This is a genomic window from uncultured Chitinophaga sp., assembly GCF_937874145.1.
Lineage (GTDB): Bacteria > Bacteroidota > Bacteroidia > Chitinophagales > Chitinophagaceae > Chitinophaga.
This window is the reverse complement of sequence record NZ_CALNBI010000376.1, coordinates 1-8,821: the sequence shown is the minus strand read 5'-3', so window position 1 is coordinate 8,821 and position 8,821 is coordinate 1. Positions and strand designations below refer to the sequence as shown.

Sequence of the window (8,821 nt, the reverse complement as noted above, 5' to 3'; positions counted from 1 at the left end):
CGATGTCGCGTTTCATGATATCGAATTCGGCGTCGTCGTATAAAAAGTCGCCGCCGCGCGGGCGGATGATCGGGTAAATTTTCAGGCTGCACTTTTCCCGTACCGCGGCGATCATGCCATAGCTGGGTGTGGTGCCGCCTTCCAGGAGGTTGTCGCAGAGCTCGATGCGGTCGGCCCCGCCTTCTTCGGCGGCGATGCAGGATGCCACGGAGGTGGCGCATATTTCAAGTGTGATGCTTTTCAACGTACTGGTTTTGTGCAAAAATAAGGATCGGCTACCAGCAAGCGCCGGTAGCCGATCTTATAATTAGATGCTATGTTATTGAAAGTAGTATTTCCCTTTGATGAGTACTTCTTCTTTCTCGCCCACGCCGGTGGTGCAGGCGTAGCTGAACCCGGGATGCAGGCAATATGCGCCGTGCTCGCCTTTTTTGTTGAGCGCGAGGAATCCGATCTGGATTTCCTTCGCTTTGGCGGGTTTTTTCTTCACGATGCGCATGACCGCTTCCTTGCAGGCGGCTTCGGGCGGATAGCCCTGGCGCATGAGTTCCACTACCAGGAAGCTCCCTACCACGCGGATCACTTCTTCGCCGACGCCCGTTGCCGTGGCGGCGCCCACTTCGTTATCCACGTACAAGCCCGCGCCGATGATGGGCGAATCGCCCACACGCCCGTGCAGTTTGAAGGCCATGCCGCTGGTAGTGCAGGCGCCGGAAAGGTTCCCTGCTGCGTCGAGCGCCACCATGCCGATGGTATCGTGGTTCCAGGCGTTGCCAGGGAGGCGCAGGGGGTTGAATGCCGTAGCACCGGTTCCCTTGCCTTCGAATGACTGGTTCTCGATATTGATGACGGGTTTATATTCCGCTTTCTTCAGCCATTCTTTCCAGGCTTTTTCGGACTCGGGGGTGAGGAGGTTCTCTTTTTTGAAACCGTTCTCCAGCGCAAACTGCAGCGCGCCGTCGCCCACGAGCATCACATGCGGCGTTTTCTCCATCACCTTGCGGGCCACGGAGATCGGGTGCATGATGTGCTCCAGGCCGGCTACGGAACCGCAGTTCCCCAGCTCGTCCATAATGCAGGCGTCCAGCGTTACATGGCCGTCGCGGTCGGGATACCCGCCGTAACCAACCGTCACGTTCTTCGGATCGGCTTCCGGCACATGCACGCCGGCTTCCACGGCATCGAGGGCACGCCCGCCTTTGGCGAGCACTTCCCAGGCGGCCTTGTTGGCGGCGATGCCGAAGTCCCAGGTGGACACCACGATGGGCTTGCGGCCGGTGCCGCGGGAAGCGGCCGCGGCGGGGAGGCCATCCAGCGAAAGCGTGGCGGCGCCCAGTGCGGCGGTTTTCAAAAAGTTCCTTCTGCTTTTCATACTACACAAAGATAATGCAACATTAATCTTTCATTTCCCAGGCCATGGCGCTGGCGCCCAGGATGGCCGCGTCGCTTTCCTTCAGTTCGGAGAAAAGCAACTTCACTTTATTCTGGAAGATGGGCAGCAGGTTGGCTTCCATGTGCTCGCGAACGGGGCGCATGATAAGGTCGCCTGCCTGGGTGAGGCCGCCGAACAGCACGATGGCTTCGGGGCTGGAGAACATCACGAAGTTGGCCAGCGCTTCGCCGAGCACCTTACCGGTGAACTCGTAGATCTCGATTGCCAGCTTGTCGCCCTTGATGGCGGCTTCGTAGATGAGCTTGGAATCGATCTCTTCGCGGGTGTGGTCGCGCAGCATGGATTCCAGTTCGGGATGCGCTTCCAGCAGTTCGAGGGCGGTATTGGTAACGCCGGTGGCGGAAGCATAAGATTCGAGCGAGCCGCGCGCGCCGGTTCCGGGATGGAGGCGGCCGCCGGGCACCACGATCACGTGGCCAAGCTCGCCGGCAAAACCGTCGTGCCCGTAAATCAGCTGCCCGTTTGCCACGATGCCGCTGCCTACGCCGGTGCCGAGGGTGATGGTGATAAAATCTTTCATGCCGCGGGCGGAGCCGTAGGTCATTTCACCGAGGGCGGCCGCGTTGGCGTCGTTGGTCAATACGGTAGGAAGCCCGAACAGGTCTTCCAGCATTTGCGCCAGGGGCACGATGCCTTTCCAGCGCAGGTTGGGAGCGTATTCGATGTTACCGGTATAGTAGTTGCCGTTGGGGGCGCCTACGCCGATACCGCGTATGTTTTCAATGCCGCCGACCTGTTCGATCAGTCTGGAGAGCCGCTGGTGCAGCTCTTCCAGAAACATGGTAACTTCTTCGTGTGCTTTGGTTGACATGCGGTCCTGGCAAAGGATGTTGCCACGACGGTCTACAATACCGAATTTAGTGTTCGTTCCACCGATATCAATGCCCACCGCTAGTTGCTGACTCATAGTCTATTCCTTGGGAGTTTAAAATTGATTTAACACGTAATGCGAAGAATGCCAGGTAAGCGAAGCAAACCACGGGCACAATATAAGACATATGTATGCCGATGCTGTCGGCGATGCCACCCTGCAACGGGGGCACCAGTGCGCCGCCGAGGATCATCATGATGAGGAAGGATGAGCCCTGGCCGGTGTATTTACCGAGGCCGGCAATGGAGAGGCTGAAGATGCAGGGCCACATCACGGAGCAGAACAGGCCGCCGCTGATGAAAGCGAAGGTAGCTACCGCACCGGTGGTGAACAGGCCGGTCACCATGGCCGCTACGCCCATCACCCCGAAAGTGAGCAGCGTTTTGGTCGGTTTTTCCTGGCCGTAGAAGAAGCCCGCAATCTGGATCACGATGCAGATCGCGAAGGGATAGAGCTGGGTGATATCATTGCCTTTCCAGGCGTTGGCGCCGAGGATCACGCCGTAGGCGATGAAGGGCACTACGACAGACAGCACCTGGCGGGCGGTTTTGGAAATGTTGAATACGGAGATGGCGCCCGTCCACCGGCCGATCATCAGGCCGCCCCAGAAGATGGAGATATACGGGCTGATTTCGGATTCATGCAGGCCTTCCGGTGTGAGGAAGCCCGGTGTTCTCAGGAGCTCGCCCAGGTTGGAGGAAGCGCTCACTTCCACGCCCACATACACGAAGATGGCGATCATCCCCATGATGAGCTGCGGGTATTTCATGGCGCCCCAGCCTTCGCCGTTGCCGCGCGCGCTGAACTGGCTGTAGAACAGGATTACCAGGATGCCTATGATGCCGGCGATGAAGTAGGGGAGCGGATGGGTGGTTACGCCCGTTCCGACCGCGATCACCACGAACATCAGCGTGATGCCCAGCAGGGAGCGGGTGGCTTTCGGGGAAGATTCGAAATGATCGTCTTCCGTACCCTTCGGCATTTTGGTGGCCGCGAAAATACCCGCCGCGGCCAGGAAGAGGCCTACGAGGGTGAGGTACAATACGTTGATCTTGGAAATATCGGTATCGCCTTCGGTGCCGCTCACTTTAGCGGAACCGAAGAGCAGGATGCTTACGATGATGGGGCCGATGGTGGTGCCGAAGGAGTTCACGCCGCCCGCGAGGCTGAGGCGGTGCGCGCCACCCGCCGGGTCGCCGAGTAACACGGCGAAGGGGTTGGCTGCGGTTTGCTGCAACGAGAAGCCGAGCGCCACGATGAAGTAAGCGCCGAGGATAAGGTAGAATGCAGCGGTTTTGTCGGTCATGCCCAGCCCGAGGTTCACCGCGCCGATGGTGGCGGCGGCGCCCACGCCGGAGATGAGCAGGCCATATATGATACCTTTTTTGAAACCGATGCGGTTCAGGATGTCTACCCCTTTCATGGCCGAAAGGAGATAGAGGATGAGGGACCCTACGAAGTAGGCGCCGTAAAACGCGAAGTCGATCAGCTGCGACTGGATCTGCGTCAGCTCAAAGTGCGATTTACAGAAGGGAATGAGTATACTGTTGGAGGCTGCTACGAAGCCCCAGAAAAAGAAAACTAATACCAGTACGGAGAACGATGGGTGCGTACCCTGTTTGCTAGGCGTGGACATATACCGTTATATTTTGGTAAAATTTAGGGTCTAAATGTATAATTATTTTTTTGAGAAAAGGGCAAAAAGTAACGGTAAGACCGTATTTTTTTACATTGCTCAAACGTTTTAGCTAATATATTTATGAATTTAGCGAATTGTTCATTATGTTCGTGGCATTCTTGAACAATCAACCTTTGTCATTCATGAGTAATCAGACAGCTACAGCCACGCCGCCCGTGGCCGCTCAGCGCAACAACTACACGCAGGCGATGATTATCATCGCAACGCTATTCTTTATTTTCGGCTTTGTGACCTGGCTGAACTCCGTTCTCATCCCGTTTCTGAAACAGGCCTGCGAGTTGACGGACACTGTAGCATATCTCGTAGCCTTTGCATTTTACATTTCGTATGTGGTGATGGCGATCCCTTCGTCACTGATTCTCAAAAAGATAGGCTTCCCCCGTGGGATGTCTTTGGGATTACTGACCATTGCAGTCGGATCCATCATTTTCATCCCGGCGGCGCAGATGCGCTCCTACCCGTTATTCCTGGTGGGCCTCTTTACCCAGGGTGCCGGTCTGGCGCTGTTGCAAACCGCTTCCAATCCGTATATCACTATTCTCGGACCAATCGAAAGCGCTGCTAAACGTATTAGCATCATGGGTATCTGCAACAAAGTGGCCGGTATCATTGGTATTTTGGTACTGGTGAAACTTCTGTTCAGCGATACCGAAGCCGTTTCCGCTAAAATCGATACCCTCACCGGCGCTGCGCGTGAAGCTGAGCTCGACCTCCTGGCCGGCCGCCTCGTTATGCCCTATGCCATCATGGCCGGGGTACTGGTGCTGCTCGCCGTGTTTGTCCGCAAATCCAACCTGCCCGAAATCAACCAGGAAGAAGACGCTTCCGCTGAAACCGGCGGATCCGATAAATACGGCCGCAAGTCTGTTTTCGACATCCCTTATCTGCTGCTCGGCGTACTGAGCATCTTCCTCTATGTGGGTGTGGAAGTATTGGCTATCGATACGCTTGCGCTGTATGGTGAATACACCGGCCTGGCGAAAGACGTTGCCTCGCATCTCGCGATATATTGTCTCTTTGCATTCGGCGTTGGCTATCTGCTGGGCGTGTCCCTCGTGCCGAAAGTGATTTCCCAGAAAAATGCACTGATGATCTGCGCTATCCTGGGTATCGTATTCACTGCAGGCGCATTGCTGACGAGCGGAATGACCTCCATCGTGTTCATCATCCTCCTCAGCTTCGCACACTCGCTCATGTGGCCCGGCATCTGGCCGCTGGCCATCAACAAGCTGGGCCGTTTCACCAAAACCGGCTCTGCATTGCTGGTAATGGGCATTGGCGGTGGCGCCATCCTTCCGCTGGTTTATGGCGGCCTGGTGGATTCCATGGGCGGTGATCGTCAGCTGCCTTACGCAATCATGATCCCATGCTACCTTGTTATCCTCTACTTCGCAGCCTCCGGCCACAAAAAAGGACTTCCCGCTTCGTAACAAGCGCAAATAAAAATATCCGCAAAGGGCTGTCGCAAGACGGCCCTTTGTTATTATCACTCTTTATGATAATATCGTATTGAAATCGCTGTTTTCATCCTTTAGCCATCCTCCGTCTATTCTCCGCTCACTGTCCGTAAAATAGGGAGCTTGGACGGAGGATGGACGAAGGGTTGACGGATAAATAGTTTACTGTCAATTAGTTGCGAAAACACGAAAAGTGATGGAAAAAGGGCTATTCTGATAGTATATTAACTGTGATGACAATCTCCGGGCGGCCCGGCAACTTTTTGTTTCCTGCGGTTTTTTACTATTTTTAGGTGTAAAATTTACCCTTATAATGATTTCCACAGCCATAGCGGAGTTTCGCCAGCGTTTCAACCGGGAGCCACTGATCGTGAGCTCGCCGGGACGGATCAACCTGATCGGAGAACATACCGACTACAACGAGGGCTTCGTATTGCCCGCAGCCATCGATAAGCGTATCATCTACGCCATCGCCCTCAACGGCACCGATACCTGCAACGCCCACGCCCTCTTCAGCGGCGAAACCGCCTCCTTTGCCCTGGAAAACATCGTTCCCGGCGGCGATTGGATCAACTACCTCAAAGGCGTGGTGTTTCACCTCCAGCAAAAAGGGTATGAGGTGAAAGGGTTCGACTGCGTCATCACCGGCGACATCCCCATCGGCGCCGGCATGAGCAGCTCCGCCGCCGTAGAAGGAGGCCTGGCCGTTGGGCTCAGCCATCTCCTCGGATTCAACATCCCCCGCATGGAAATGGCCCGCATCGGCCAGCTGGCGGAACATACCTTCCCCGGCGTGAAATGCGGAATTATGGACCAGTTCGCCAACCTGCACGGTAAAAAAGACAGCGTCATGCTGCTCGATTGCCGCAGCCTCGAATATCAATATTTCCCCTTCCGTTTCTCCGACGAAGTGAAAGTAGTGCTCGTGAACTCGATGGTCCACCATTCCCTGGCTTCTTCCGAATACAACGTCCGCCGCGAACAATGCGAGGAAGGCGTGAAACTCCTCCGCGCCGTGTACCCCGGCATCAACAGCCTGCGCGACCTCACCTCCGCCCAGGTGCAGCAACAGCAACACCTCCTGCCCGCCAAAGTTTACGACCGCTGCCTCTACGTGACCCAGGAAAACGAACGCGTGGAAAAAGCCTGCGCGCACCTGCAGCGCCATGAGCTGAAAGAAGCCGGCGCACTCATGTTCGCATCGCATGAGGGACTGAGCAAACTGTACGAAGTGTCCTGCCCGGAGCTGGACTTCCTCGCGGAGCTGGCTTCCCAACGCCCCGAAGTAGCGGGCGCCAGGATGATGGGCGGCGGTTTTGGCGGTTGCACCATCAACCTCGTTGAAACCGGTAAGGTGGAAGACTTCTGCGCTTTCGTGCGGGAACAATTTCACCAGCGTTACGGCATCGTTCCCGAAATCTATATCACTTCCATTGAAGACGGCGCCAAAGTGGAACTGGCCGCGGAAGCGATTGCATAACATATTCACCGAAAAGAAAAAGCCGGCTGCAATCGCGCCGGCTTTCCCTTTTTGAGGCAATGATCACCTTATTGTTGCGCCGCCAGGTCAACGGTGAGGCCGATGCGCAGCGTGTTCGACAGCGGGTTGCGGCTGCCGCCGCTGCCTGTGGGCACCATATACGACAGGTTCATCCCCACCATCCGGTAGCGCCCGCCGATCCCGGCGGTCATCTCCTGGATCCTGCCTTCCTGCCGGTTGCCGGAAACATATCCCAGCCGCGCGCTGAAAGCATTGCGGTACGAATATTCCACCCCGCCCGATGCGCGCCAGGTATTGTGACCGAACGACTGGAACCAGGCCGCCATCGCGCCGGTTTCATAATATTCCTTCACATCATTCATCTCCGGCACCATCAGTTTGTTCCCTTCTGCTCCCAGCATCAGCCGGTGATCCTCCTGCATGACGAACGTATATGCCAAGCCCAGCCCGAAGTTGGCGGGCAGGAATTCTTTCTGGTCGGAATCGCCGCGATAAGCAATGCGGGAACCCAGGTTGCTCAGCGCCAGGCCCGCCGTCAAACCCTGGCCGTCTTCATTCAAACCGGAATAATACATCGAGATATCGCCTGCTACTGCGGTTGCGGGCTTGTAGCGGACTTCATTGAGGTTCCCCCGCACGAGGCTCGAATGGATATACCTGAACGCCACACCGATGCCGAACCGGTCGGTCAGCTTGCGGGCGTAACCGATATCGAACGACATCTCGCGGGGATAGGAGGTCTTGATCAACTGGCCATTGTAATCCGTCAGCGGCAGGTTGCCCAGGCTGAAATACCGGATGTTGGCCGAGATCGCCTGCTGTTCACCCAGCTTGTAATACCCGCCGGCATGCAGCAGGTATACGTCTTTGGTGACGTCCCGGAGCCAGGGGCTGTAGTTCACCGCCAGTGAGCCGGTGCTGTCTGCGAAAGGCGTTTTGGAAAGGTTCCACAGGCCGCTGTTGGCATCCGGACTGGTGGCCAGCCCCATATTGCCCATGCCCGAGGCGCGCGCGTCGGCCGGGATGCGCAGGAACGGCACGGCGGAGGAAGTGATGTTCACGGGTTCAGTGGTTTGCCCGCTGGCGGCGCCTGCTATGGTCAGCAGCATGGCGGCGATGGAGGCGCGGAACAGGTATGTCTTTTTCATGCGTATCTTTTTGAAGCCGGGCCACGCGGGCCCGGCTGTTATTTTTAGTTAATCGCTATGTTTTGTGAAAGTTTGGTTTTGTCGCCGCTGATATGCAGGATGTACATGCCTGTCGGGATGTTCGATACATCGATCTGGATGGTGTTGTTGCCTGCGTTCAGCTGACGGAAGAACGGCGAAACCTGCTGGCCCGAAGTGGTGTACAGGAAGATGTTCGCCCTTTGCGCTTCTGTTACAAAAACCCTTACCTGTAGCGTGCTGCGGCTGCTGCACCAGGCTTTCACGTTGTCGATGATTTTCGGGGTCACGGTCAACGTACCGTTCACATAGCGGAAATTGTAGTTGGCCGCCGCGCCGCCGGAGGGAATGATGGGATATTTACCCGGACGGCTGTATTCGGTGGCAGGGGACTGGATGGTAACCGCACGTGTAAGTACGTGAGGAGCTTCATTCAGCACAAACCCTGTTATCGCGATGGCGAACTGGGGATTGGGCGTACCGGCTTCCTTCGTTTGGTTGCGCGCGGTCACGGTGAGCCATGCTTTGTCTACAGTAAAGGTGCGGCTTACCGGTGTTGCGGCCAGCCAATCATTGTTGCCAGCCTGGCGCGCGGTGATGGTGGTATTGCCCGCACCCACGATATGGATATTCCCGTTAACGATAGTGGCCACATTCGGATTAGAACTGGTGTA

The 8,821-nt window shown here is 56.3% G+C and carries 8 protein-coding genes; 2 read left to right on the top strand and 6 right to left on the bottom strand.

What is annotated here, in order from left to right; genetic code table 11:
• The 4 genes from Q0510_RS18400 to Q0510_RS18385 form a co-directional block, all read right to left on the bottom strand.
• The coding region (locus Q0510_RS18400) for a copper homeostasis protein CutC (protein ID WP_298715127.1) at positions 1 to 244 on the bottom strand (244 nt) is incomplete at its 3' end.
• Between the two features lie 75 nt (positions 245 to 319).
• Positions 320 to 1,372 carry a N(4)-(beta-N-acetylglucosaminyl)-L-asparaginase gene (locus Q0510_RS18395; protein ID WP_298715125.1) on the bottom strand — a complete coding sequence of 351 codons (1,053 nt, stop codon included), beginning with the start codon at positions 1,370 to 1,372 and terminating at the stop codon, positions 320 to 322.
• 22 nt (positions 1,373 to 1,394) lie between these two features.
• Positions 1,395 to 2,360: an ROK family protein gene (locus tag Q0510_RS18390; RefSeq protein ID WP_298715123.1), complete on the bottom strand. Its 966-nt coding sequence runs from the start codon at positions 2,358 to 2,360 to the stop codon at positions 1,395 to 1,397.
• Positions 2,332 to 3,960 carry an MFS transporter gene (locus tag Q0510_RS18385; RefSeq protein WP_298715121.1) on the bottom strand — a complete coding sequence of 543 codons (1,629 nt, stop codon included), beginning with the start codon at positions 3,958 to 3,960 and terminating at the stop codon, positions 2,332 to 2,334. The genes Q0510_RS18390 and Q0510_RS18385 overlap by 29 nt, the downstream gene beginning before the upstream one ends.
• A gap of 185 nt (positions 3,961 to 4,145) precedes the next feature.
• Here Q0510_RS18385 and Q0510_RS18380 point away from each other — a divergent pair, with 185 nt between their 5' ends.
• Together Q0510_RS18380 and galK are read left to right on the top strand one after the other, a co-directional pair.
• Positions 4,146 to 5,453, top strand: a complete 1,308-nt coding sequence (locus tag Q0510_RS18380) for a sugar MFS transporter (RefSeq protein ID WP_298715119.1) — start codon at positions 4,146 to 4,148, stop codon at positions 5,451 to 5,453.
• A 340-nt stretch (positions 5,454 to 5,793) separates the two neighbouring features.
• Positions 5,794 to 6,960 carry a galactokinase gene (galK, locus tag Q0510_RS18375; RefSeq protein ID WP_298715117.1) on the top strand — a complete coding sequence of 389 codons (1,167 nt, stop codon included), beginning with the start codon at positions 5,794 to 5,796 and terminating at the stop codon, positions 6,958 to 6,960.
• A 68-nt stretch (positions 6,961 to 7,028) separates the two neighbouring features.
• Here galK and porV read toward each other — a convergent pair whose 3' ends face one another.
• Together porV and Q0510_RS18365 are read right to left on the bottom strand one after the other, a co-directional pair.
• Positions 7,029 to 8,129, bottom strand: a complete 1,101-nt coding sequence (porV, locus tag Q0510_RS18370; RefSeq protein ID WP_298715115.1) for a type IX secretion system outer membrane channel protein PorV — start codon at positions 8,127 to 8,129, stop codon at positions 7,029 to 7,031.
• A gap of 44 nt (positions 8,130 to 8,173) precedes the next feature.
• Positions 8,174 to 8,821 (bottom strand): MBG domain-containing protein (locus Q0510_RS18365; protein WP_298715113.1); only part of this gene is annotated, 648 nt, incomplete at its 5' end.

What these genes read in the sequence shown, in the direction of transcription:
- Q0510_RS18395 (WP_298715125.1), bottom strand. Translation starts at nt 1,372, where the DNA reads ATGAAAAGCAGAAGGAACTTTTTGAAAACCGCCGCACTGGGCGCCGCC.
- Q0510_RS18390 (WP_298715123.1), bottom strand. Translation starts at nt 2,360, where the DNA reads ATGAGTCAGCAACTAGCGGTGGGCATTGATATCGGTGGAACGAACACT.
- Q0510_RS18385 (WP_298715121.1), bottom strand. Translation starts at nt 3,960, where the DNA reads ATGTCCACGCCTAGCAAACAGGGTACGCACCCATCGTTCTCCGTACTG.
- Q0510_RS18380 (WP_298715119.1), top strand. Translation starts at nt 4,146, where the DNA reads ATGAGTAATCAGACAGCTACAGCCACGCCGCCCGTGGCCGCTCAGCGC.
- galK (WP_298715117.1), top strand. Translation starts at nt 5,794, where the DNA reads ATGATTTCCACAGCCATAGCGGAGTTTCGCCAGCGTTTCAACCGGGAG.
- porV (WP_298715115.1), bottom strand. Translation starts at nt 8,129, where the DNA reads ATGAAAAAGACATACCTGTTCCGCGCCTCCATCGCCGCCATGCTGCTG.